This window comes from Azohydromonas caseinilytica (assembly GCF_012927045.1).
GTDB classification, from domain to species: Bacteria; Pseudomonadota; Gammaproteobacteria; order Burkholderiales; family Burkholderiaceae_C; genus Azohydromonas; species Azohydromonas caseinilytica.
In genome coordinates this window covers 46,485-71,282 of sequence record NZ_JABBFW010000017.1, presented here as the reverse complement: position 1 = coordinate 71,282, position 24,798 = coordinate 46,485, and the positions used below count along the sequence as shown (strand labels likewise).

At 69.7% G+C, this 24,798-nt stretch carries 13 protein-coding genes and 2 pseudogenes; 8 read left to right on the top strand and 7 right to left on the bottom strand.

The window, feature by feature from the left end; genetic code table 11:
- Positions 1 to 206 precede the first annotated feature (206 nt).
- From HHL10_RS20425 to HHL10_RS20400, 6 genes are all read left to right on the top strand, one after another.
- Positions 207 to 8,948 carry a glycoside hydrolase family 94 protein gene (locus HHL10_RS20425; protein WP_169162246.1) on the top strand — a complete coding sequence of 2,914 codons (8,742 nt, stop codon included), beginning with the start codon at positions 207 to 209 and terminating at the stop codon, positions 8,946 to 8,948.
- 56 nt (positions 8,949 to 9,004) lie between these two features.
- Positions 9,005 to 10,696, top strand: coding sequence for a SagB/ThcOx family dehydrogenase (locus HHL10_RS20420; protein ID WP_310734639.1), 1,692 nt, complete (start codon positions 9,005 to 9,007; stop codon positions 10,694 to 10,696).
- A gap of 202 nt (positions 10,697 to 10,898) precedes the next feature.
- Entirely contained in the window at positions 10,899 to 11,747 is an 849-nt protein-coding gene (locus HHL10_RS20415; protein ID WP_169162244.1) for a ferritin family protein, read from the top strand.
- A gap of 308 nt (positions 11,748 to 12,055) precedes the next feature.
- The gene (locus HHL10_RS20410) at positions 12,056 to 13,354 is read left to right on the top strand and encodes a cation:proton antiporter (protein WP_169162243.1); all 1,299 of its coding nucleotides are present in this window, start codon (positions 12,056 to 12,058) and stop codon (positions 13,352 to 13,354) included.
- 124 nt (positions 13,355 to 13,478) lie between these two features.
- Complete coding sequence (locus HHL10_RS20405) at positions 13,479 to 14,729, top strand: zinc-binding metallopeptidase family protein (protein WP_310734638.1); 1,251 nt, start codon at positions 13,479 to 13,481, stop codon at positions 14,727 to 14,729.
- A complete protein-coding gene (locus tag HHL10_RS20400; protein ID WP_169162241.1) occupies positions 14,716 to 15,600 on the top strand; it encodes a transglutaminase-like domain-containing protein in 885 nt (294 codons plus the stop codon). Before HHL10_RS20405 ends, HHL10_RS20400 begins: the two co-directional genes overlap by 14 nt.
- 523 nt (positions 15,601 to 16,123) lie before the next feature.
- Here HHL10_RS20400 and HHL10_RS20395 read toward each other — a convergent pair.
- On the bottom strand, positions 16,124 to 16,588 hold the full coding sequence (locus HHL10_RS20395; RefSeq protein ID WP_169162240.1) for a hypothetical protein: 465 nt from the start codon (positions 16,586 to 16,588) through the stop codon (positions 16,124 to 16,126).
- A 342-nt stretch (positions 16,589 to 16,930) separates the two neighbouring features.
- On the opposite strand from HHL10_RS20395, the gene HHL10_RS20390 reads away from it, so the two are divergent.
- Entirely contained in the window at positions 16,931 to 19,834 is a 2,904-nt protein-coding gene (locus HHL10_RS20390) for a monovalent cation/H+ antiporter subunit A (RefSeq protein ID WP_169162239.1), read from the top strand.
- Between the two features lie 15 nt (positions 19,835 to 19,849).
- Here HHL10_RS20390 and HHL10_RS20385 read toward each other — a convergent pair whose 3' ends face one another.
- Both HHL10_RS20385 and HHL10_RS20380 read right to left on the bottom strand, forming a co-directional pair.
- Complete coding sequence (locus HHL10_RS20385) at positions 19,850 to 20,077, bottom strand: hypothetical protein (RefSeq protein WP_169162238.1); 228 nt, start codon at positions 20,075 to 20,077, stop codon at positions 19,850 to 19,852.
- 58 nt (positions 20,078 to 20,135) lie between these two features.
- Positions 20,136 to 20,438: pseudogene (locus HHL10_RS20380) on the bottom strand (integrase core domain-containing protein); the annotation flags it as partial.
- On the opposite strand from HHL10_RS20380, the pseudogene HHL10_RS20375 reads away from it, so the two are divergent.
- A pseudogene (locus HHL10_RS20375) lies at positions 20,437 to 20,949 on the top strand (tyrosine-type recombinase/integrase); the annotation flags it as partial. The pseudogenes HHL10_RS20380 and HHL10_RS20375 overlap by 2 nt on opposite strands.
- A gap of 103 nt (positions 20,950 to 21,052) precedes the next feature.
- On the opposite strand, the gene HHL10_RS31395 reads toward HHL10_RS20375, so the two are convergent.
- From HHL10_RS31395 to HHL10_RS20355, 4 genes are all read right to left on the bottom strand, one after another.
- A complete protein-coding gene (locus HHL10_RS31395; protein ID WP_375138968.1) occupies positions 21,053 to 21,373 on the bottom strand; it encodes a hypothetical protein in 321 nt (106 codons plus the stop codon).
- Between the two features lie 42 nt (positions 21,374 to 21,415).
- Positions 21,416 to 21,769, bottom strand: a complete 354-nt coding sequence (locus HHL10_RS20365) for a hypothetical protein (protein ID WP_169162237.1) — start codon at positions 21,767 to 21,769, stop codon at positions 21,416 to 21,418.
- 225 nt (positions 21,770 to 21,994) lie between these two features.
- Positions 21,995 to 23,215 (bottom strand): serine/threonine transporter SstT, encoded by a 1,221-nt coding sequence (sstT, locus tag HHL10_RS20360; RefSeq protein ID WP_169162236.1) that lies wholly within the window; start codon positions 23,213 to 23,215, stop codon positions 21,995 to 21,997.
- Between the two features lie 111 nt (positions 23,216 to 23,326).
- Positions 23,327 to 24,709, bottom strand: coding sequence for an L-serine ammonia-lyase (locus tag HHL10_RS20355; RefSeq protein ID WP_169162235.1), 1,383 nt, complete (start codon positions 24,707 to 24,709; stop codon positions 23,327 to 23,329).
- Positions 24,710 to 24,798: the final 89 nt, after the last annotated feature.

The following is a 24,798-nucleotide window of genomic DNA, read 5'->3' as shown; positions in this document are numbered from 1 at the left end:
CCTGCTCCTTCTTTGAATGGGTAGGCCCACGCACCCGGTGCGCCTTCAACCAACATGCTGCGGTGCCCGCTCCATGCGCGTCTGTGCGCTGACGCACGCAAGGGCCATCCGGCGCCAAGCCGCGCGCGACGATGCGGAGTGCCTACACTGACCTTCCGTCGGCCGACGCTCGACGCCGTTGAAGGCGGTTCTTTGGAGAGCTTGTGATGGCGACGACCTGGCTGCATGCGGTCCTTTCGCCGGCCCGCTCGTTGAGCGGACGACGCCGGTGGCGGGGATGGGTAGGCGCTGACGCCGACGAGGAGGCGCCGCTGCGCGCCGAGTTGTTCACCGGCGAGCAGATGGAGCAGCACGGCAGGCGCCTCGCGACGCTCCACGAATCGGTGCTGATGCGCACACCCGATCAGCTGCTGCCGCGCCTGGCGGACAACGAGCGTGCCCTGATCGGTGTGTGCACGTTGCTGGCCCAGGCCGAAGGGCCGCAGCGCAGGACGACCCCGGCGGGCGAATGGTTGCTCGACAACCTGCACCTCATCGAGGAAGAGATCCGCATCGCCAAGCGGCATCTGCCGCCCGGCTACAGCCGCGAGCTGCCGCGCCTGCGCATGGGCCCCAGCGCAGGACTGCCGCGTGCGTACGACCTCGCCATCCAGTCCGTGGCGCACGGTGAGGGCCGTCTGGCACGCGGCACGCTGACGCGCTTCATCGCGTCGTACCAGAGCGTGAAGCCGCTGCTGCTGGGCGAGCTCTGGGCCATCCCGATCATGCTCAGGCTGGCCCTGATCGAGAACCTGCGCCGTATCGCCGTGCGCGTGGCCAGCAGCCGCGACGAGAGCCATCTCGCGGCGCAGTGGGCCGACCGGATGTCCGACGCGGCCGACACGGACCCCAAGGGCCTGATCCTCGTCGTGGCCGACATGGCGCGCTCCGACCCGCCGATGACGGCCCCCTTCGTGGCCGAGCTGGCCCGCCGGCTGCATGGTCACAGCGCCGCGCTGGCGCTGCCCTTGAGCTGGGTGGAACAGCGCCTGGCCGAGGGCCACCAGACCATCGAGCAGCTCGTGCAGCTCGAAGCGCAACACCAGGCCATGGACCAGGTTTCGGTGAGCAACAGCATCGGCAGCCTGCGCCTGCTGGGCTCCACCGACTGGGCCGAGTTCGTCGAGGCCTTGTCCGCCGTCGAGCACGCGCTGCGCCAGGACCCGGCCGATGTGTACGGCCGCATGGATTTCGCCACGCGCGACGCGTACCGCCATGCCGTCGAGCGGATCGCGCGCGACGGCGGCGCCAGCGAGGTCGAGGTCGCGCGTGCGGCCGTCGCGTTGGCCGGGCGGGCCGATCACCTCGTCGAGCCGCAGCGCAGCTGCCAGACGCACGTGGGCTACTACCTCGTCGACGCGGGCCGGCCGCGGCTGGAGCGCCAGGTCGGCGCGCGGCCCGCGGCGCTGGAGCGCGCGCGCCGGCGCGTCGCGCGCCATCCGCTGGCGTGGTACGCCGGCACCATCGCCGTCGCCAGCGTGCTGCTTCCCGCGGCGCTGCTGTGGTGGGCGTCGGCCGGTGGGACGCAGTTGTTCACGAGCGTGCGTCCGGGAGCCTGGCTCGTCGCCGCGGGGCTGGCGGTACTGATCGCATCGAGCCAGCTGGCCGTTTCGCTGGTCAACCGGCTCGTGACGCTGTTCACCCGCCCCAGGCCGCTGCCGCGCATGGATTTTTCGCTGGGCATTCCCCGTGGCTCGCGCACGCTGGTCGTGGTGCCCACGCTGCTCGACACCGAAGAGGGCATCGGCGAGCTTGCCGATGCGCTCGAAGTGCGCTTCCTGGCCAACCGCGACGCGCAACTGCGCTTCGGCCTGCTGACGGACTTCCACGACGCACCGGCCGAGCACCGCGACGGCGACGAAGGGCTGCTGCGCTGCGCGCGCTCGCGCATCGAGGCGCTGAACCGCAAGTACGGCGAGCCCGACACCGACACCGACAGCGATGCCGGTGACCGCTTCTTCCTGTTCCACCGTCCCCGGCTGTGGAATCCGGCGGAACGGACGTGGATGGGCTACGAGCGCAAGCGCGGCAAGCTGGCCGCGGTCAACGCGCTGCTGCGCGACGGCTCGGCCGGGCACTTCTCGCTGGTCGTCGGCGACACGGCACGGCTCTCGGGCGTGCGCTACGTCATCACGCTGGACACCGACACGCAGCTGCCGCGCGACTCGGCCTGGAAGCTCGTCGCCAGCATGGCGCATCCGCTGAACCGGCCCCGTTTCGGCGGCGCGCCGGGGGCGCGGCGTGTGGTCGAGGGCTACGGCATCCTGCAGCCCCGGGTGGGCGTGAGCGTGGCCGCCGCCAACCGCACGCGCTACGGGCGGTTGCACGGTGGCGACTCCGGCATCGACCCGTACACGCGGGCGGTGAGCGACGTCTACCAGGACCTCTTCGGCGAAGGCTCGTTCATCGGCAAGGGCATCTACGACGTCGATGCGTTCGAGAGCGCGCTGGGCGGGCGGCTGCCCGAGAACCTCGTGCTCAGCCACGACCTGCTCGAAGGCTGCTATGCGCGCAGCGGGCTGCTCAGCGACGTGGAGCTGGTCGAGGAGTCGCCGTCGCGCTACGACGCCGACGTGAAGCGCCGCCATCGCTGGATGCGTGGCGACTGGCAGATCGCCGGCTGGCTGCTGCCGCGCCTGCGCCTGCGCGTGAACGAAACGGCCGATTCGGCTCAAGCGCGCCAGAGCTGGGTGCGCAACCCGCTGTCGAGCCTGTCGCGCTGGAAGATCGCGGACAACCTGCGGCGCAGCCTGGTGCCGCCGGCGCTGACGCTGGGCTTCGTGCTGGGCTGGACCGTCCTGCAGCCGCCCTGGCTGTGGACGGCGGCGGCACTGGCCGTCATCTTCGTGCCGCCGCTGATGGGCCTGCTCGCGGACCTCGCGCGCAAGCCCGCGGACCAGCGCATGCCGCAGCACCTGGCCTCGATCGTCCCGCAGACCCTGCGCAGCCTGGGACAGGCGCTGCTGACGCTGGCCTGCCTGCCCTACGAGGCCTTCGTCAGCCTCGATGCCATCTTCCGGACGGCGTGGAGGCTGGGGCTGTCGAAGCGGCGACTGCTGGAATGGCAACCGTCGTCCGATGCGTCCCGCCACCGTGCGGGGTCCGCGGCGACGGACTTCATGGAAACGACGCGCCGCATGGGAGTGGCGCCGGCACTGGCCCTTGCCGTGGCGGCCGGCCTGGCCACCTGGGGCGCCGAGGCGCTGCCGGCGGCTGCCGCGGTGCTGCTCCTGTGGTTCGTCTCGCCGGGCATCGTCTGGGGGCTCAACCGGCCGCTCGAACGGCGGCAGTCGGTGCTCGACGCCGCCCAGGTGGCGGCGATGCGGGCCCTGGCCCGGCGCACCTGGGCCTTCTTCGACACCTTCGTCACCGCGGACGACAACTTCCTGCCGCCCGACAACCTGCAGGAGCAGCCCGTGGCGCGCCTGGCGCACCGCACCTCGCCCACCAACATCGGCCTGTCGCTGCTCGCCAACCTCGCGGCGCACGATTTCGGCCACGTCACCACGGAGCAGCTCATCGAGCGCACCGCCGCCACGCTCGGGACCATGGAGCGCATGGAGCGCTACCGCGGCCACTTCCTCAACTGGTACGACACCCGGTCGCTGCAGCCGCTGCTCCCGCGCTACGTCTCCAGCGTGGACAGCGGCAACCTGGCAGGGCATCTGCTCACGCTGCGCGCCGGCCTGCTGCTCCTCGCTGACGAAGAGCCGCGCTTCGACCGCGTCTTCAGCGGGCTCGCCGACACGCTGGCGCTCCTGCGCGAAGACGCCGATGCCGAGGCCCGCACCGGCCTGCTGCCCCGCTTCGCCACGCTGCTCGAACGCCGCGAGCCCGGGACAGGGCCGGCCACGGCCGGCGACGTCAAGCTGCTCGGCGCCTTGCACCGCTGCGCGGTGGACATCCAGGCGGAGCTCGACAACCGCGCCGCCGGCGCCACCGACGACGCCAGGCGCTGGGCGCAGGCGCTCGTCCAGCAGTGCGCGGCGGCGCTGGCCGAGCTGGCTCGGCTGGCGCCTGGCGCGTCGGGCGGGCTCGTGCCTGCATGGGATGCCGCGGCGCTGCAGGCGCAGGGCCATGCCCTGCGCGGGCTCGCGCAGCGCGCGGGCGCGCTGGCGGAGATGGAGCAAGGCTTCCTCTACGACCCGGCGCGCCACCTGCTGGCCATTGGCTACAACGTCGATGAGCGCCGCCGCGATGCGGGCCACTACGACCTGCTCGCGTCCGAGGTCCGGCTGGCGGCCTTCGTCGCGATCGCGCAGGCGCAGCTGCCGCAGCAGAGCTGGTTCACGCTGGGCCGCCAGGCCGCTCCCATGGGAGGCCGGCCGGTGCTGCTGTCGTGGAGCGGGTCGATGTTCGAGTACCTGATGCCGATGCTGGTCATGCCCAGCTACGAGCACACGCTGCTCGACCAGACCGTGCGCGGCGCCGTCGAGCGGCAGATCCACTACGGCAAGCAGCGCGGCGTGCCCTGGGGCGTCTCGGAGTCGGGCTACAACCTGACCGACGCGCATCTCAACTACCAGTACCGCGCGTTCGGCGTTCCCGGGCTGGGGCTCAAGCGCGGCCTGGCCGAGGACCTGGTGGTGGCGCCCTACGCGAGCGTGATGGCGCTGATGGTCGATCCGGCCGCCGCGGCGCTGAACCTGCGCCGCCTGGCCGCCGAAGGACTCGCGGGTACCTTCGGCTACTTCGAAGCCGTGGACTACACGCCGTCGCGCCTGCCGCGCGGCGAGGCGCGCGCGATCGTGCGTTCGTACATGGCGCACCACCAGGGCATGAGCCTGCTGGCGCTGGACTACGTGCTGCTCGACCGGCCGATGCAGCGGCGCTTCGAGTCGGACCCGCGGCTGCGCGCCACGCTGCTGCTGCTGCAGGAGCGCGTGCCCAAGGCGGTCGCGTTCCACCACGTGGCCGCCGCCGAGCAGGCCGGCGAACGCGCCGCCTTGCCGGGTGACGAGACGCCGCTGCGGCTCATCGCGACGCCCGACACGCCGTGGCCCGAAGTGCAGCTGCTGTCCAACGGCCGCTACCACGTCATGCTCACGAACGCGGGCGGTGGCTGCAGCCGCTGGAAGGAGCTGGCCGTCACGCGCTGGCATGAGGACGCCACTTCCGATGCATGGGGCAGCTTCTGCTACCTGCGCGACCTCGACACCGGCGTGTTCTGGTCGAACACGCACCAGCCCACATGTGGGCAGCCCGAGCACTACGAGGCCATCTTCACCGAGGGTCGCGCGGAATTCCGGCGCCGCGACCAGGGCATCGAGGCCTACACCGAGATCGTCGTCTCGCCGGAGGACGACATCGAGCTGCGTCGCCTGCGCCTGACCAACCTGAGCCGCGTGCCCCGCCGCATCGAGGTGACGAGCTACGCCGAGGTGGTGCTCGCCACCGCGGCGGCCGATGCGCAGCATCCGGCGTTCAGCAAGCTGTTCGTGCAGACCGAGATCGTGGACGACCCGGCGGCGATCATCTGCACGCGCCGGCCGCGCGCCGCCGAGGAGCCTGCGCCGTGGGCGTGCCACCTGGTGGCCGTGCATGGCGCGGTGGCCGGGCCGCCGTCGCACGAGACCGACCGCGCGCGCTTCATCGGGCGCGGCCGGCACCTCGATGCCCCGGCGGCGCTGCTCGGCGCCGGCCCCTTGTCGGGCACGGCCGGCGCGGTGCTCGACCCGGTGATGGCCACCCGCCGCGTCGTCTCGCTGGAGCCCGAGCAGACGGCCCTCATCGACCTGGTTCACGGCGCCGCGCAGGACCGCGCCGCCTGCCTGGCGCTGGTGCACAAGTACGCGGACCGGCGCCTGGCGGACCGCGTGTTCGACATGGCGTGGACCCACAGCCAGGTGAGCCTGCGGCAGCTCAACGCCAGCGAGGCCGACGCGCAGCTCTATGCGCGGCTGGCCAACACCATCGTCTATGCGCAACCCACGCTGCGCGCGCCCACGGCCGTCCTGCTGCGCAACCGGCGCGCGCAGTCAGGCCTGTGGGGCTACGCGATCTCCGGGGACCTGCCGATCGTGCTGCTGCAGGTGGGCGAGGCGTCGAACATCGAGCTCGTGCGCCAGCTGGTGCAGGCGCACGCGTGGTGGCGGCTCAAGGGCCTGGCGGTCGACCTGGTGATCTGGAACGAGGAGCGCGACGTCTACCGGCAGCGCCTACAGGAGCAGATCCTGGCGCTCATCGCCGGCAGCGTGGAGTCGCACGTGGTGGACCGGCCCGGCGGCATCTTCGTGCGCCATCCCGACCAGATCGCACTGGAGGACCGGGTGCTGCTGCAGTCCGTGGCCCGCGCCGTCATCTCCGACCGCCTGGGCTCGTTGGCCGACCAGGTTGGCCGCAAGCGGGTGTCCGAGCGGCGCGTCGAGGCGCTGCAGCCGACGCGGCCGGTGGCGCCGGCCGTGCCGGGGGCCGGGCCGGCCCGGCCGGCCCTGCTGCTGGACAACGGCATCGGCGGCTTCTCGGCGGACGGCCGCGAGTACGTCATCGCCCCGCCGCCCGGCCAGCGTCCGCCCGCGCCGTGGGTGAACGTGATCGCGAACCCGCGCTTCGGCACCGTCGTCTCCGAGTCCGGCAGCAGCTACACCTGGTGCGAGAACGCGCACGAGCTGCGCCTGACGCCCTGGCACAACGACCCCGTCACCGACGACGGCGGCGAGGCCCTGTACCTGCGCGACGAGGAAAGCGGCCAGGTGTGGCAGCCGGCCGCGCTGCCCTTCCCGGGCGATGGCGCCCCGGACGGCACGGTGCCGCCCCACTTGGCGCGGCACGGCTTCGGCTACAGCGTGTTCGAGCACGACGAGGCGGGCATCCACAGCGAGCTCACGGTGTTCGTCGCCGTCGATGCGGCGGTGAAGCTCTCGCGCCTGGTGCTGCGCAACGACGGCGACCGGGTGCGCTTGCTGTCGGCTACCGCCTACGTCGAGTGGGTACTGGGCGACCGCCGTGCCAGGACGGGTGCGCACATCCACACCGAGGTGGCCGCCGACACGGGCGCGCTCTGTGCGCGCAACCGCTACAGCAATCACTTCGGCGACTGGGTCGGATTCCTCGACGTGGACGAGGGCGACCGGCTGGCCGGCACCGTCACCTGCGACCGGACCGAGTTCATCGGCCGCAACGGCTCGCTGCGCCGGCCCGCCGCCCTGCGCAACGCCCACCTGTCCGGGCGCACCGGTGTCGCGCTCGACCCCTGCGCCGCGATCCAGGTGCCCGTACAGCTGGCGCCGGGCGAGTCGCGCGAGATCACCTTCCGCCTCGGCATGGGCCGCAGCACCGACGAGGCCGCGCAGCTGGTGCGCCGGTTCCGCGGCAGCGTCGCGGTCCACCAGGCGCTGGACGAGGTGCGGGCCTATTGGCGGCAGCTGCTCGGCGCGGTGCAGGTGCGCACGCCCGACCCGGCGCTGAACCTGATGGCCAACGGCTGGCTCGTCTACCAGACGCTGGGCTGCCGCATCCTGGCGCGCAGCGGCTACTACCAGTCGGGCGGCGCGTTCGGGTTCCGCGACCAGCTGCAGGACGCGATGGCGCTCGTGCATGCGCGCCCGCGAGTCCTGCGCGCGCACCTGCTCACCTGCGCGAGCCGGCAGTTCGTCGAAGGCGACGTGCAGCACTGGTGGCACCCGCCCTCGGGCCACGGCGTGCGCACGCACATCTCCGACGACTACCTCTGGCTGCCGCTGGCGCTGTGCCGCTACGTGCAGGCCACCGGCGACCTGGACGTGCTGGGCGAGAGCGCGCCCTTCCTGGAGGGCCGGCCCCTGCCGGCCGAGGACGAGTCCTACTACGACCTGCCCGCGCGCTCCAGCCAGTCGGCCACCCTGTACGAGCATGCGGCGCGTGCGCTGGTGCACGGCCTGCGCTTCGGTGCGCACGGGCTGCCGCTGATGGGCGCCGGCGACTGGAACGACGGCATGAACCGGGTCGGCCACCAGGGGCGGGGCGAGAGCGTGTGGCTGGGCTTCTTCCTGTGCGAGGTGCTGCGCGAGTTCGCGCCGCTCGCGCGCCGCCATGGCGACGAGGCCTTGGCGCAACGTTGCGAGGACGAGCGCCGCCGGCTCGGCGAGCGGCTGGAAGCGTCGGCGTGGGACGGGCAGTGGTACCGCCGCGCCTGGTTTGACGACGGCACGCCGCTGGGCTCGCAGGACAACGTGGAGTGCAGCATCGACTCGATCGCGCAGAGCTGGGCGGTGCTCTCGGGCATCGGTAGCCCGGAGCGCACGCGGCAGGCGATGGACGCCGTCGCGGCGCGGCTGGTGCGGCCCGCGGCGCGGCTGGTGCAGCTGCTCGATCCGCCCTTCGACCGACAGGGGCCGAACCCGGGCTACATCGCCGGCTACGTGCCGGGTGTGCGCGAGAACGGCGGGCAGTACACGCACGCCGCCGTGTGGACCGCGATGGCCTTCGCGGCGCTCGGCGACCCGGCGCGGGCGTGGCAGGTGACGGAGCTCATCCTGCCGCCGCACCATGGCCGCACGGCCGAGGAAGTGGCCGTCTACAAGGTTGAGCCCTACGTGGCCGCCGCCGACGTCTACAGCGTGGCGCCGCACACCGGGCGGGGCGGCTGGACCTGGTACACCGGGTCGGCGGGCTGGATGTACCGGCTGCTCGTCGAATCGCTGCTGGGCTTGCGGCTGCACGTGGACGAGGACGGCGCGCGGCTGGGCATCGAGCCCTGCCTGCCTGCGCACTGGACCGGCTTCGGCGTGGACTATCGCTATCGCGAGACGACCTACCGGATCGAGATCGGCCTGCTGGACGACGACACCGAGCCGGCGTCCATCGAGCTGGATGGACAGGTTCTGCACACGTCGGCCCTGGCCCTGCTCGACGACGGCCTGACGCACCAGGTGCGAGTGCGTACCGCCCGTTCCCGCCGGGCCGCCGCCGTCGAAGGCGCGATGGAATGAAGACGGGTACAGGTACAGGTACAGGTACGGCCCAGGCCCCCGGGAGCCTGGACAGGGTGCTGCGCTACCACCAGCAGACCAAGCATCGCTTCTTCCGCTATGCGCCGGGGCCCGGCAGCCTCGACTGGGCGAACCAGCCCGATCCGTTCCGGCGCTACGAGGGCGCCGCGCTCGTCGCGTTGCCGCGCCTGCGGGCCGGCGACGCCCCGGCCTCGCCGCCCTACGAGGACCTGTTCCGGGGCGGTGGCGTCGCGCGCACGGCGCCGACTGCCGCCAGCCTTTCGCGCTTCCTCGAATGTTCACTCGCGATTTCGGCGTGGAAGCAGGCCGGAACGGTGCGCTGGGCGCTGCGTATCAACCCGTCGAGCGGCAACCTGCACCCGACCGAGGCGTACCTGCTCATCGACCGGATCGAAGGCGTCTTGCGGGCGCCGGGCCTCTACCACTACGCGCCCAGGGAGCATGCGCTGGAGCTGCGCGCCGAGTGGCCGCGCGCCGGCGTCAAGGCGCTGCTGCAGGGCTTTCCGCCCGGTGCGTTCCTTGTCGGCCTGTCCTCGGTGCACTGGCGCGAGGCGTGGAAGTACGGCGAGCGGGCGTTCCGCTACTGCCAGCACGACGTGGGGCATGCGCTCGGCAGCCTCCGGTTCGCGGCCCGGATGCTGGGCTGGCGCACGCTGCTGCTCAATGGGCAGGACGACGACACGGTGGCCTCGCTGCTGGGCATCGACCGGGACGAGGATTTCGCAGGCGCAGAGCACGAGCATCCCGACGCCCTTGTCGTGATCTGGCCCGATGCCGGCACGGGCCTGGCACTGCCCGAGCCGATTTCGTTGCCGCTGTGCCTGGACGGTGTGGTCACGCGTGACGTGCCGCCGCGTGTCTGGCACGGCAAAGCCAACCGGTTGAGCCAGGACGAACCGGTGAGATGGGCGGGCATCGAAGAGGTGGAAGCCGCCTGCTGGAAGTCGCAGCAGGAACGCAGCGTCGTCGAGCTGCGCCACGACACCGGCACGGTGCAGGCGGCGGCTGACGCGGGCAACGGCCCAGGCCTTCCCAGCGCCGCGCAGGTGATCCGCCAGCGCCGCAGCGCCACCGCCTTCGACGGCACCACCTCGATCCCGGCGGACCGTTTCTTCGCCATGCTCACGCGCACGCTGCCGCGGGTCGAGCACGACCTGGGCCACCGACCGGTGCCTTGGGATGCGCTGCCCTGGGCGCCGACGATCGACCTGGCCCTGTTCGTCCATCGGGTGGACGGCCTGGCGCCCGGGCTCTACATGCTCGCGCGGGATCCCGCCGGCGTGGAGCCGCTGCGGCGGGCGACCTACAAGGAATACGCCTGGAGCGTGCCGCCCGGCCGCACGGACGATCTGCCGCTGTTCCTGCTGCAGCAGGCCGACGTGCGCGACCTGGCGGCCCAGCTCTGCTGCGGCCAGCGGATCGCCGCCGACGGCGTGTTCTCGCTCGGAATGGTCACGCGCTTCGAGCCCAGCCTGCGACGTTGCGGAGCGTGGTTCTATCGACGGCTCTTCTGGGAGACGGGGCTGATCGGCCAGCTGCTCTACCTGGAGGCGGAAGCCGCCGGGCTGCGCGCGACGGGCATCGGCTGCTTCTTTGACGACCCGGTACACCAGGTCCTGGGTCTTGGCGACTTGACGTTCCAGTCGCTCTATCACTTCGCGATCGGGGCCGCCGTGGACGACTCGCGATTGACGGTCCTCCCGCCCTACGGCCGTGCAGGCGAATGAATGTCTTGGGCTTGGGCACGACCCCTTGTGGGCCTCTGAAATATCCCGTTTGAAAATGGCTGGAAACCTGCCTTCGGCGCAATCCGCAGGCGGGTTTTCCATTTTGAGCACGAGCGCGCCGTGCACGTAAAGGGCGCTCTGCCGCGGGAGCCCGGATTGCTGGAGTTGGTCCGAATGGAATTCCATCGAAAGGAGTAACTCCATGCTTTATCCCGAGCTTTTCAAACAACTCGAAGCGGTTCGCTGGGATATGGAAACGGATATTCCCTGGGAAAGCTTTGACGCTGCGCTGCTGGACGATGAACAGGCCCAGACCATCAAGATGAATGCGGTCACCGAGTGGGCGGCATTGCCGGCCACCGAAATGTTCCTGCGTGACAATCGCATGGACAGCGACTTTTCAGCCTTCATCAGCGTCTGGTTCTTCGAGGAGCAGAAGCATTCCCTGGTGCTGATCGAGTATTTGCGCCGCTTCCGGCCGGACCTGGTTCCCAGCGAGACCGAATTGCATGAGGTGCGCTTCGAATTCGACCCGGCGCCGCCCCTCGAAACGCTGATGCTGCATTTCTGCGGCGAGATCCGGCTCAACCACTGGTACCGGCGTGCCGCCGAATGGCATACCGAACCGGTCATCAAGAAGATCTACGAAACCCTGGCCAGGGACGAGGCGCGCCACGGCGGCGCCTACCTGCGCTACATGAAGCGTGCGCTGCTGAAGCACGGCGACACGGCCAGGCTCGCCTTCTCGAAGGTCGGTGTGCTCATGGCTTCGGCAAGGCGCACGGCGCAGGCGCTGCACCCGACCAATCTGCATGTCAATGAAAAGCTGTTCCCTCGTGACACGGTCCAGAGCCGGGTGCCCGATCCGGAATGGCTGGAACGCTGGCTCGACCAGCAAATCCAGTTCGATGCGGTCTGGGAGGACAAGGTGGTCAAGCGCATCCTGCACAACCTCAGTTTGCTCATGGAACAGGATTTTGCCAACGTGCAGGAGCTCAATCGTTTTCGCAAGGACATCTCACGAAGGCTTGAGCGGGTCCCGGCGCAATGATCGGTTTTTGTAGAAGTCCGGCGAGAGTTTAAGAAGTGGCAGGCTCAGACAAATTTCCCTGCACCGATTCGGCGGCTTTTGCGCAGAAATTTTCCGTGTCGCAAGAAACCATGCTTCGCGCAGACTGGTTGAATGCGTTCCGGCTATTTTCCTGCCAGAGAAAGGCCATTCCTGGCGAGGCTGCAAGCTGCATGAGCGGCTGCGCGTGTCGCCGTGCGGAGTGGCCACGGGCTTGTCCGCCGCGCCCACTTGGCGCCAAGGCGTCCTGACCCGCTCACGAGCAGGCGATCGCTGCGGGAAGGCCGGGCATGTCGTTTGACAAGTGGTTGCTGCTCCTCGGCGTGCTGCTGCTGACGATGGTGTTTGTCGGCACGCTGCTGGAGCGCTTGCCGCTGACCGGCGCCATGGTGTACCTGGCGTTGGGTTGGCTGCTGGGGCCCGCGGCCCTGGACGTGCTGCGTCCCGACCCGATGCGCTACGCCGGCACGCTGGAGCGGGTGAGCGAAGCGGCGTTGCTGATCTCGCTGTTCGCGGTCGGCCTGCGCCTCGGGGTGCCGCTGCGCGACCGCCGCTGGCGGCTGCCGATGCGACTGGCGTTCCTGTCGATGACGGCCATGGTGGCGCTGGTGGCGGCGCTGGGCATCCTGGCGCTGGGCCTGTCGCCGGGGGCCGCCATCCTGTTGGGCGCGATCCTGGCGCCGACCGACCCGGTGCTGGCCTCGGGCGTGCAATCGCAGCCCGGCGAGGACCCGGACCGCCTGGGCTTCAGCCTCGCCGGAGAAGGCGGGTTGAACGACGGCGCCGCCTTCCCGTTCGCGGTGCTGGGCCTGGGCCTGGGCCTGATGGGCGTCGGCGGGCGCGGGATCGATCTGGTGCACTGGCTGGCCGTCGAGGTCTTGTGGGCCACGCTGGGCGGCGCGGCCATCGGTGCCGCATGGGGTGCCGCCGTCGGGCGCCTGGTCGTCTACCTGCGCAGCCGCCACGGGCAGGCCATCGGCCTGGACGTCTTTCTCGGGCTGGGCCTCATCGGCGCTTCCTATGGGGTGGCCCAGTGGTGCGACGCCTCCGGCTTCCTGGCCGTGTTCGCCGCCGGCCTGGCCCTGCAGCGCGTGCGCGAGCGGCCACGGGCCGACACCCGCGCACTCGATGCCGCCAGCGACGCCAAGGGCCACGGCTATCGCACGCTGGCGACCCACTCCCACCATGCCAGCGCCACCATGCGGCACTCCGTGGAGGACTTCAACGAACAGGTCGAGAGGATCGCGGAGATGATCGTCGTGCTGGTGGTGGGGGCCATGCTGCCGTATGCCGCCCCGTTGCCAGCGCTCTGGTGGTTCGTGCCGCTGCTGCTGCTGGTGCTGCGTCCCCTGTCGGTACTCGTGGCCACCGTGGGCGAAGGCGTGAGCACCTGGCAGCGCGCGATGATGGGCTGGTTCGGCATCCGCGGGATCGGGTCGGTGTTCTATCTCGTGTGGGCCTTGCGCCAGGGCGTCGAGGACGCCACCGCGCAGGTGCTGGTGTCGCTGACGTTGTGGACCGTGGCGGCCTCGATCGTCGCCCACGGGTTGACCGCGCAACCCCTGATGCGGCGCTATGCCGCGCGCTGAATCCGGGGCGCTGCGCAGGGCTGGCGTGGCCCCGGGGCGGGCCTGGCGCATCGGCCGCAGGCGGTGCGGCGGCAGCGGGCGTGCCGCTTGCCTCCCTTGCATACCTTTCCCGCTGGAGCCGCCAGTGTCCGCTCCTATCCCGGCCGAACGGTCGCTGGCCCTTGAGGCTGCGGCGACCCCTCGCGCCTATCGCTGCCAATGCGGCCGCCAGCTCTACTTTCGCAACAGCCAATGCCTGGGCTGCAAGACGCCGCTGGGCTATGTCGCCGCCAGCGGCACGCTGCTTCCCCTGCAGCGGGGTCCGGCGAAGGACACGTGGCAGCGCCACGGGACCCCGGACCCGCACGCCGCCGTGTACCGGCGCTGCGCCAACTTCGCGTCGGCGGCCGGCTGCAACTGGCTCGTCAACGCCGACGGCGCGCGGGGCCGTGCGCGGCTGTGCGAGGCCTGCGCGCTCAACCTCGCCATTCCGGACCTGGAGCAGGCCGACAACCAGGTGCTGTGGCGGCGCATGGAAAAGGCCAAGCGCCGCCTGGTGTCCCAGCTCATCGGGCTCGGGCTGCCGGTGGCCTCCAGGCTCGACGAGGACCCGGAGCACGGGCTGGCGTACAGCTTCCCGCGATCCGTGCCCGGCAGGCCGCGCGTCATGACCGGGCACGCCGGCGGCATCATCACCATCAACCTCGAAGAGGCCGACGACCCCGTGCGGGAGCGAATCCGCGAAGAAATGGGGGAGTCCTACCGCACGCTGCTCGGCCACTTTCGCCACGAGGTCGGGCATTACTACTGGGACCGGCTGGTGGCCGGCACCGCCTGGCATGCACCCTGCCGCGCCCTGTTCGGCGACGAGCGGCTGAACTATGCCCAGGCCCTGAAGATGAACTACGAGCAGGGCCCGCCGCCGGACTGGCGCCGGCGCTTCGTGAGCAGCTACGCCAGCACGCACCCTTGGGAGGACTGGGCCGAAACCTGGGCGCACTACCTGCACATCAGGGACACCCTCGACACGGCCGTGAGCTTCGGGCTGCAGGCGCGCGCCGAGGACGTCGAAGCCCAGCCCTTCGTCCTCGACGACCTGTGGGATCCCGACGCCGCCGCCGCAGGCCGCTTCCTGGAGCTGCTGCACGCGTGGATCGACATCACGGGCGTGATGAACGAGATGTCCGCCGCCATGGGCCAGCAGGATTTCTATCCCTTCGTGCTGCCGCGCCCCGCGGTGGCCAAGCTCCATTTCATCCACTGCGTGGTGTCGGCGTCGGGTCGCGACGCGCCGGCCCCGGACGAGGACCGGTCGGTGGCGGCCACGGCCGCCGACGCGCACCGGCGCCGCGTGCGCGGGCCACAGACACGGGAGCACACCCATGGTGCGCATTGAGCTGCAGATCGAGCTGGGCTATGCGATCGACCCGCAGGGGGCGGACTTCGTGTTCAACATCCACCCGGCCCACACGCCTTGCCAGAAGGTGTCAGCCGAGCATCTCGCCGTGAGCCAGCCGGTCGCGGCGCAGGTGCAGACCGACCCGGGCACGGGCAACCGCTACCTACGGCTGCGGGCGCTGCCGGGGGAGCTGCGCGTGGCCTACACGGCCACCGTGGACCTGACGCACCACCACGCCGACCCCGCACAGCTGGCCGAGGTGCCCGTGCGCAGCCTGCCGTTGGCGGCGATGCACTACATCTACCCCAGCCGCTATTGCGAGTCGGACCGGCTCATGCGCCTGGCGATCAAGGAGTTCGGCAGCCTCTGGCAGGGGCATGGCCGGGTGCAGGCGATCATGAAGTGGGTGCAGCGGCACATCGCCTTCACGTCCAACGTCTCCAGCTCAAGGACCTCCGCGGTGGAGACCTTCATCGAGCAGGCCGGTGTCTGCCGCGACCTGACCCACCTGATGATCGCCCTGTGCCGCGCCCTCAACATCCCGGCACGGTTCGTGACCGGCACCGACTATGGCGCCGACCCGGCCCTGGGCCCGCCGGACTTCCATGCCTACGTCGAGGCGTACCTGGGGGACCGCTGGTACATCTTCGATGCCTCCGGCACCGGCATCCCCATGGGCTTCGTGCGCATCGGCACCGGCCGGGACGCGGCCGACGTCGCCTTCGCGACCATGTTCGGAGGCGTCAAGTCCCTGCATGCCCCGCTGGTCCGGGCCGTGGCCGTCGAGGACGTGCAGCAGGGCCTCGAACGGCCGCGCCATGGCGACTTCGCGCTTTCCACCGACGGCCGCTGCGACTGCGCGGATTAATCCCTGGCCTTTGCCCCGTGCCCAGCGCGAAAATGCCGCTGGGAAACATGGGGCGGCTGCCGAAATACGGAAAATGCCGGCTCCGTCCAGGCCTGAATCCTTGCAAGGCCCTACTGTCCTCGTCGTGCGGCCTTGCTGTTGAATGAAAAGAGAGTAGATTCAAGACGTCATCCGATTGCAAGGTGATTTCAGACCGGAATGCTGAGGGGCTAACCCCGTACCGAATCTGTCTTTTCTTTCTGTTGGATGGCTGGCAATCCGCCCTCGGAGCAATCCGTGGGCGGGTTTTTCATTCATGGGATTATCTGCCATGGCGGTGGAAATGGAAGCGGCCACGCGGCGGATGCCGGGTGGCCGTGAAGTGGGCTTGGAATGGGATATTGGGTCTGTGGGCCTGCTACCCGATTCTAGGTTTCAATTTCCGCTGGTTTCTGCCTGGAAAACGAGGGCCTTTGCCTGATGCCGAAGGGTGCGGAAAAGGCGCAGGGCCCCGGTGCCGGCCCGGCCCAGGGGCCGGCTGGCGTCAATGTTCCTTGCGCCGGCTGCTGCTGCGTCGCGGGGACTCCTCGTGGGATGCCGGCTCGGACAAGGTCTTTGTGGCGGCTTGCTGCATGTTTTCCATCATCTTGGCCGGCACCTGGCTCATGGCCGACACGTTGGTTTGGGCCAGGTCCATCAGGAATTGCATGTGGCTTTGCATCAACCCCTGCACCAGCCCGGCAAAGGCCTTGGATTGGCCGACGTCCGAAAGGCTGTTCTGGACCTGCTCGACCATTTTCTGGGGCTCTTCGCCCGATTTGCCGTTCGCCGTGCTCTTGGCCGCATGGATCACCATTTTCTGGGCATTTTGCAGCCAAAGCGTCACCATTTCCGGTGAGGCCGAGAAGCTGGTGAACAATTGCATATTCCTTTGCGTCAGGCGGATGTAGGGCTGCATGAAGGGGTGCAGCGTGTCGGGACTGATCATGGGAAAGGAAAGGTTTGTCATGGAGAATCCTTATAGGTTTTTAGTCTGAAGCAAATGACGCTCCTGCTTGGCTCTATGTCATGGAAATATTCCCAATAGTGGGATTGTCAAACGGCACCTCGCACATTGCCAGTGAACCGCCCCGGTTCTCGGAGGCTCCAACCCTTCACGGCGCAATAGCACCACGCCGGTCCAGTCCTCACCACCAGGCATGCGCGCTGCCTCTGTCGGTTTGGGCCCGAGCGCCCGCACTCGCGCAGCCACAGATGCCGGGACAAGAATCATTGCCGACCCGAGTCGACCTGATGACAGCGATGGATGATGCCGTCTCGCGCTGCGATACCTGCGCCATTCTCTGACTTGATGTCCCTCCTGTTCCTTCTTGTTTTGCCGTTCGCGGGCAGCGCCATTGCGGCGTTGCTGCCCACCAATGCACGCAACGCCGAATCGCTCTGGGCGGCGACCGTGGCGCTGGCCGTCGCGGTGCCGCTGGCGTTGCTGTACCCGGAGGTGGCTGGCGGCGCGGTGCTGAGCGAGCGGCTGTCGTGGCTGCCCGGTCTGGGCGTGGACGTCGTGGTGCGGCTCGACGGCTTCGCCTGGATGTTCGCGATGCTCGTCAGCGGCATGGGGCTGCTGGTGATCGTCTATGCGCGCTACTACCTCTCGCCCGAAGACCCCGCGGCCCGCTTCTACTCGCTGCTGCTGGGCTTCATGGGCGCGATGCTGGGAGTGGTGACCGCCGGCAACCTGATGCAGCTGGTGGTGTTCTGGGAACTCACCAGCGTCTTCTCCTTCCTGCTCATCGGCTACTGGTACCACCGCAAGGACGCGCGGCGCGGCGCGCGCATGGCCTTCACCGTGACGGCCACGGGCGGGCTGGCGATGCTGGCCGGGCTGCTGATCCTGGGCCACATCGTCGGCAGCCACGATCTCGACGCCGTGCTGGCCGCCGGCGACACGGTGCGCGCGCACCCGATGTACCCGCTCGCGCTCGGGCTGATCCTGCTGGGCGCGCTGACCAAGAGCGCGCAGTTCCCCTTCCACTTCTGGCTGCCGCACGCCATGGCCGCGCCCACGCCGGTGTCGGCCTACCTGCACTCGGCCACGATGGTCAAGGCCGGCGTGTTCCTGCTGGCGCGGCTGTGGCCGGTGCTCGCGGGCACCGACGCCTGGTTCTGGACCGTCGGCGGCGCGGGCCTGGCCACGCTGCTGCTGGGCGCCTACGCGGCCATGTTCCAGAACGACCTCAAGGGGCTGCTGGCCTACTCGACCATCAGTCACCTGGGGCTGATCACGCTGCTGCTGGGCCTCAACAGCCCGCTGGCCGCCGTGGCGGCGGTGTTCCACATGATGAACCACGCCACCTTCAAGGCCTCGCTGTTCATGTCGGTGGGCATCATCGACCACGAGACCGGCACCCGCGACATGCGGCGCCTGGACGGCCTGTACCGCAGCATGCCCGTCACCGGCACGCTGGCCATCGTGGCCTGCGCGGCCATGGCCGGCGTGCCGCTGCTCAACGGCTTCCTGTCCAAGGAGATGTTCTTCGCCGAGACCGTGTTCGTGAGCTCGCATCCGGGCGTGGAGGCCGCGCTGCCGCTGGCCGCGACGCTGGCCGGCGTGTTCGCCGTGGTGTATTCGCTGCGCTTCGGGCACGACGTCTTCTTCGGCCCGCCCGCGCGCAACCTGCCGCGCCGGCCGCACGAGCCGGTGCACTGGATGCGGCTGCCCATCGAACTGCTGGTGCTGGCCTGCGTGGTCGTGGGCACGCTGCCGGCCTGGTCGGTCGGCCCGATGCTGGCCACGGCGGCGCGGCCCGTGGTGGGCGGCACGCTGCCCGAGTACAGCCTGGCCGAGTGGCACGGCTTCAACACGCCGCTGCTGATGAGTCTGGTCGCCACGGCGGGTGGCCTGGTCGTCTATCTGCGCTACGCCGACGCCTTCAAGCGCCGCCGCGCCAAGGCTGCGCCGCTGATGCCCGTCAATAGCAAGCGGCTGTTCGAGTACGGCCTGGCCTGGGTGACCAGGCTGGCCTGGCGCGGGCGGCGCTGGGCCGGCACGCGGCGGCTGCAGCCGCAACTGTTCTGGATGCTGGTGATCACCGGCGCGGCCGCGCTGGGCTCGGTGCTGATCGTGCCGCTGGAGTGGGGCCACCGCCCGCGCGTTCCGGTCGCGCTGGAGTTCGTGCTGCTGTGGCTGATTGCCGGCGCCAGCGCCATCGGCGCGGCATGGCAGGCCAAGTTCCACCGCCTGGCGGCGTTGGGTATGCTGGGCATCGTGGGCCTAGCGCTGTGCATCACCTTCGCCTGGTTCTCCGCGCCCGACTTGGCGCTGACGCAACTTGCCGTCGAGGTGGTCATGCTGGTGCTGTTCCTGCTGGGGCTGCGCTGGCTGCCCCGGCGCGTGGAGAAGGACGATCCGCGCACCCTGGAGCGGGTAGCCCGGCGGCGGTGGTTCGACTTTGTGCTGGCGCTACTGCTGGGTGCCGGGCTGGCGGCGCTGTCCTACGCGCTGCTCACGCGCCGTGCGCCGTTGAGCATCTCGCCCTACTTCCTGGAGAACGCGCTGCCGCGCGGCGGTGGCACTAACGTGGTCAACGTGCTGCTGGTGGACTTCCGCGCCTTGGACACCTTGGGCGAGATCACCGTACTGGGCATCGTGGGCTTGACCGTGTTCGCGCTGCTGCGGCGCTTCCGTCCGCCGCAGGAAGTGATTCTCCAGCCCGTGCAGCAGTGGCTGGTCAGCGGCAACGTGCACAGCGACCTGAGTGGGCGGCCCAGTGCGGCGTTCGGAGAACAACGCTACCTGGAAGTGCCTGCGGTGCTGGTACGGCTGCTGCTGCCGGTGGCCGCGATGTTCGCCGTGCACCTGTTCCTGCGCGGGCACAACCAGCCCGGCGGCGGCTTCGTGGCCGGGTTGGTGGTGGCCATCTCCTTCATTGCTCAGTACATGGCCGACGGCACGCGCTGGGTGGAGGCGCGCATGCACCTGCGTCCGGCACGCTGGGTCGCTGTGGGCCTGTTGCTAGCGCTGTTCAGCGGGCTGGGCGCGCTGGCGCTGGGTCATCCGTTCCTGACCACGCACACTGCGCACTTCACGCTGCCACTCATCGGCGAGGTGCACCTGCCCAGCGCCGCCTTCTTCGACCTGGGCGTGTTCGCCGTGGTGGTGGGCTCAACCCTGCTGCTGCTCACCGCCATCGCGCACCTGTCGCTGCGCGTGCGGCGGCGGCCTGAAGACAACAACCCTAGCAAGGAGAGCGCCTGAGCTTCGCTTTGGCCATTACGCAGCGTAGCAAGCCGCCTCGTGCAGGCGGCGAAATACGCTGCGAGGCACTTTGATGATGTCGCGCTCGCAATGGGATGTTGACAAACCGATAGCGCACCACCAGTGGGCGCGCACGGCCGCCAGTGCATCGCTGAAGGTTGGAGCGGTCTTGACGTACCAGACAGCTTGGCGCATGGGCAGGCAGCCATTGCGCACGAGTCGGTTGGCCAGCAGCGTCACCAACGAGAACAGCCCTAGCAACTGAACCGCGCCGGGAATCTCGGAGGCTCGTTGGTGTGAGTCAGGCCGGGACGGCCGACTCGGCGAGTTGACGATGGTAGTTGGCCTCGGCTTCCGCGGGCGGGATGTTGCCGATGGGCTCCAGCAGCCGGTGGTGGTTAAACCAGGAGACCCAGGTCAGCGTTGCCAGCTCAACAGCTTCCTTGCTCTTCCAGGATGAGCGACGATGGATCACTTCGGCCTTGTACAACCCGTTGATCGTCTCGGGCAGTGCGTTGTCGTAGGAATCCCCAACGCTCCCAACCGAAGGTTCGATGCCTGCCTCCGCCAAGCGCTCGGTGTAGCGAATACTGACGTATTGCGCGAGCGAGCTGGTGGGCGCAACGCTGGGCGCCATCGAGACCAACGCGCGTCAGGAAGCATGGCTGCACCTTGTGGGCAAGGGCGCCAAGACCGGCAAGGAGGTCCTGCCGCCGCTGGCCCTCACGGCACTGGAGCGCTACCTGGTGCAGCGCGGGCTGTCCGTGACGCCCGCGCGCTGGGCGCCCGACACGCCGCTGGTGGGCCGCCTGGCCGATGAGGCCGGCGGCATCACGACGACGCGGCTGTGGGCCTTGATGCGGCGCTTCTTCGCCGCCGCCGCCAGCGTCATCGAGGCCGACAACCCGCAGTTGGCCGAGAAACTGCGCCGGGCCAGTCCGCACTGGACAAGACATACCCATGCCTCGCACGCACTTGAGCTTGGCGCCGAGCTCACCACCGTCAGGGATAACCTGCGGCACGCCTCGATCTCCACCACCTCGACCTACCTGCATGGCGACGACACCAAGCGCGCACGCGAGATGGCGGCGGCCTTCAGTACCCCGCAGAGCTGAGCAGCCCTGCGCGCGGCACCGTCAAAGCGCACCATTCTTGCGCCCGTGCACGCGGCACCTGTGTATACAAAATTTCCCAAGTGCTTGATGCGCAATGATTTTTTCAAGCAAAGCGCACCAAAATTGCGGAAAAGTACGAGACCCCCAGCTCACCCATGTCCATGCTCAGCATGATGTCCGCGACCAGGGCGCCGGGAACGCCTTGCGGGGCCATCTCGGCCACGGCCGCGATTGGCACGAAGCACGCCATGTTGCCCGGCTTGCGCAGCATCTTGCCGACGTTGGCCGCGTGCAGTTCCTCGCGCTGGATCATCTGGCGGGCGAGCTCTTCCAGGGCCACGGACTTGCCGGCCACTGCTTCGAGCAGTTCGCTCCAGGATCTCGTGAAGCAGGTCCGGTCGTCAGGGCGGCCCAGCGGCACCACGCCCGGCCCCTCCTCCAGTGCCGCAATGCGGGCCGACAGTCTCTATGGCGTGACGTGCAGCCCGGCTGCGGCGCGGGTGGTGCCCGGCGAGCAAGACGGCCCGGTAGAACATGGCTGCGAATCGAGGCCGCTGGCAAGGGCCGGCTGCGCTTGCAGCAGCGCGCCCAGGGCCTCATGCAGTCGCGTGAGGGCGGCGTGGTCCAGCGTGGTGCGGTAGCGGACGTGACGCCCCATGGGATGGCGGGCGTTGTCCAGCCAGCCTGTGACCCGCACGTCGAAGCTGTGCGGCCGGTCCGCAATGGGGGCGATGGTGAGCTGCTCACGGTACGAGCCCGACTGGATGAGCTGGCACTGCAGCACCGCCTCGGGGGCCGTGCAGGCGATGGTCGAAGACACTGGTCTTCCTCCTGTTTAGCCGCGTTCGACGGTAGGTCGGGGGCGGCAATCCGGATCAAATCCCCCGGGTCGATTCGCCGTCATGGCTGGCCGACCCCGGCCGCAGGCAAAAAACTATCACGCTGGAGCCCCGAAGCCCTGCTCGCGCTCCCGCATGGCGGCTGCCGCCCGAAGGGGCGGACCGCTGGCGCCGTCCGCCCCGCCCGGGTGGCGCAGGTGCGCGGACTACGGCAACTGGTACTCGTCCGGGCAACCCGCCGCGGTGAGCAGCACGTCGGTGGAGGAGTTCAGCGCGGTTTCGGCAGAGTCCTGCACGACGCTGATCACGAAGCCGATGGCCACCACCTGCATCGCTACGTCGGTGGAGATGCCGAACAGGCTCGTGGCCATCGGGATCAGCAGCAGCGAGCCGCCGGCCACGCCGGAGACGCCGGCGGCCGCCAGCGAGGAGACGATGCACAGCAGGAGCGCCGTCGGGATGTCCACCTGCATGCCCAGCGTGTGCGCCGCTGCCAGCGTCATCACGGAGATCGTGATCGCCGCGCCGGCCATGTTGATGGTGGCGCCCAGCGGGATCGAGATGGCGTAGGTGTCCTCGTGCAGCTTGAGCCGCCGGCACAGCTCCAGGTTGACCGGGATGTTGGCGGCCGAGCTGCGGGTGAAGAACGCCGTGATGCCGCTCTCGCGCAGGCACAGGAAGACCAGCGGGTAAGGGTTGCGGCGCGTCTTCCAGTAGACGATCAGCGGGTTCACCACGAGCGCGACGAACAGCATGCAGCCGATCATCACGGCCAGGAGCTGGCCGTAGCCGACCAGCGCGCCCAGGCCGGATTCGGCCAGCGTCGCCCCCACCAGCCCGAAGATGCCCAACGGCGCGAAGCGGATCACGACCTTGACCAGCGACGACACCGCGTCGGCGAGGTCGAACAGCATCTGGCGCGTGCCGGAGGTGGCATGGCGCAGCATGACGCCCAGCCCGATGGCCCAGGTCAGGATGCCGATGAAGTTGGCCTCCAGCAGCGCCTTGACCGGATTGCTCACCGCGCCGAGCAGCAGGTTCTTGAGCACGCCCAGGATGCCGCCGGGCGGCTCGCCAGCCACCGGCGGCGCGTTGAGCACCAGCGTGGTCGGGAACAGGAAGCTTGCGACGACGGCCACCAGCGCCGCGGCCAGGGTGCTGAGCAGGTAGAGCAGCAGGATCGGCCGCACATGCGTGGGCTGGCCCTTCTCGTGGCCGGCGATGGCCGCCGCCACGAGCACCAGCACCAGCACCGGCGCTACCGCCTTGAGCGCGGCGATGAAGAGGTCGCCCAGCAGCGCCGTCGCGCGCGCCGCGCCGGGTGCCAGCAGCGCCAGGGCGATGCCGCAGGCCAGGCCGATCGCGATCTGGGTCACGAGGCTGGTGCGTGCCAGGAATCTTGGAAGCGCCTGTACGGCCGTATTCATGAGTTGTCTCCTGTGGCGGGTGCCTGTGTGTATGCGCAAAGCAAAAGAGAGTCCGGTCGCGCTGCCGGACCTGCAAGCCCCGGGGGCAGGATGGGCGTGCGGGCCGCCGCGTCAGCACTCGATGAAGCTGACCGCGAGCCCGCCGCGCGAGGTTTCCTTGTACTTGTCGAGCATGTCGCGCCCGGTGTCGCGCATGGTGCGGATGGCCTGGTCGAGCGAGATCGCGTGCGCGCCGTCGCCGCGCAGCGCCAGTTGGGCGGCGTTGATGGCCTTGACCGACGCCATGGCATTGCGCTCGATGCACGGAACCTGCACCAGCCCGCCCACCGGGTCGCAGGTCAGCCCCAGGTTATGCTCCAGGCCGATCTCGGCGGCGTTCTCGACCTGCTCGGGCGTGCCCCCCATCACCTCGGTCAGCCCGGCCGCCGCCATCGCGCAGGCCGAGCCGACTTCCCCCTGGCAGCCGACTTCGGCACCCGAGATCGACGCGTTCTTCTTGAGCAGCGTACCGACCGCTGCCGCCGCGAGCAGGAAGTCCACCACGTGGCGCTCGTCGCTGCCGGGCTGGAACCGCATGTAGTAGTGCAGCACCGCGGGGATGATGCCGGCCGCGCCGTTGGTCGGCGCGGTGACAACGCGGCCGCCGCCAGCGTTCTCCTCGTTGACGGCCAGCGCGTAGAGGTTGACCCAGTCCAGCGCCGCGAAGGTCTGGCTGATGAGGTTGCCCGCGCGCTCACGCTCCTGCAGCCGGCGGTGCAGCGCCGCGGCGCGGCGGCGCACGTTGAGGCCTCCGGGCAGCATGCCCTCCTGCGTGATGCCGCGCGCCACGCAGCCCCGCATGGCGTCCCAGATCTGCCCGAGTACGGATCGCGTTTCGTCCTCGCTGCGCCACGCCAGCTCGTTGGCCAGCATCACCTCGCTGATGCGCAGCGAGTGCCGGCGGCAGATCGCCAGCAGCTCGGCGGCGCTGTCGAAGGGGTAACGCACCCTCATCTCGGCCGCGCCGGTGGCGCCGCTGCGGGCCTGCGCCTCGTTGACCACGAAACCGCCGCCGATCGAGTAGTAGGTGTCCTCGGCCAGTGCCACCCCGTCCTCGCTCCAGGCGCTCAGGCGCATCGCGTTGGGGTGGTGGGGCAGCGACACCGGCAGCAGCCGCAGGTCGCGCTCCCAGTCGAAGGCCACGGCATGCCGGCCGCCCAGCTGCAGCGTCCCGCTCCGGCGCACGTCGTCGACGATGGCGCCGATGCGATCGGGGTCCACGCGGTCGGGCCGCTCGCCGCTGAGACCGACGACGACGGCGCGGTCGGTGCCGTGGCCGATGCCGGTAGCCGCGAGTGAGCCGTACAGCTTCACCTGCACGCACCGCACCGCCGCCAGGCAGCCCTCGGTTTCGAGCCGCCGCGCGTAGTCGTGCGCCGCGCGCATCGGGCCGACGGTGTGGGAGCTCGAGGGGCCGACGCCGATCTTGAACAGGTCGAGTGCGCTGATGGACATGGAGGTGGCGGCTGGGTTCAGTTTGTCTTACACGTTGCCCGGCGGAGGGCCGATGGCGGCGCAGTATGGTTGGCAGAAGTGCGCGGTTC

Bases quoted from the DNA above. Each gene is read 5' to 3' on its own strand.
- HHL10_RS20425 (WP_169162246.1), top strand. From the start codon at position 207: ATGGCGACGACCTGGCTGCATGCGGTCCTTTCGCCGGCCCGCTCGTTG.
- HHL10_RS20415 (WP_169162244.1), top strand. From the start codon at position 10,899: ATGCTTTATCCCGAGCTTTTCAAACAACTCGAAGCGGTTCGCTGGGAT.
- HHL10_RS20410 (WP_169162243.1), top strand. From the start codon at position 12,056: ATGTCGTTTGACAAGTGGTTGCTGCTCCTCGGCGTGCTGCTGCTGACG.
- HHL10_RS20400 (WP_169162241.1), top strand. From the start codon at position 14,716: ATGGTGCGCATTGAGCTGCAGATCGAGCTGGGCTATGCGATCGACCCG.
- HHL10_RS20395 (WP_169162240.1), bottom strand. From the start codon at position 16,588: ATGACAAACCTTTCCTTTCCCATGATCAGTCCCGACACGCTGCACCCC.
- HHL10_RS20390 (WP_169162239.1), top strand. From the start codon at position 16,931: ATGTCCCTCCTGTTCCTTCTTGTTTTGCCGTTCGCGGGCAGCGCCATT.
- sstT (WP_169162236.1), bottom strand. From the start codon at position 23,215: ATGAATACGGCCGTACAGGCGCTTCCAAGATTCCTGGCACGCACCAGC.
- HHL10_RS20355 (WP_169162235.1), bottom strand. From the start codon at position 24,709: ATGTCCATCAGCGCACTCGACCTGTTCAAGATCGGCGTCGGCCCCTCG.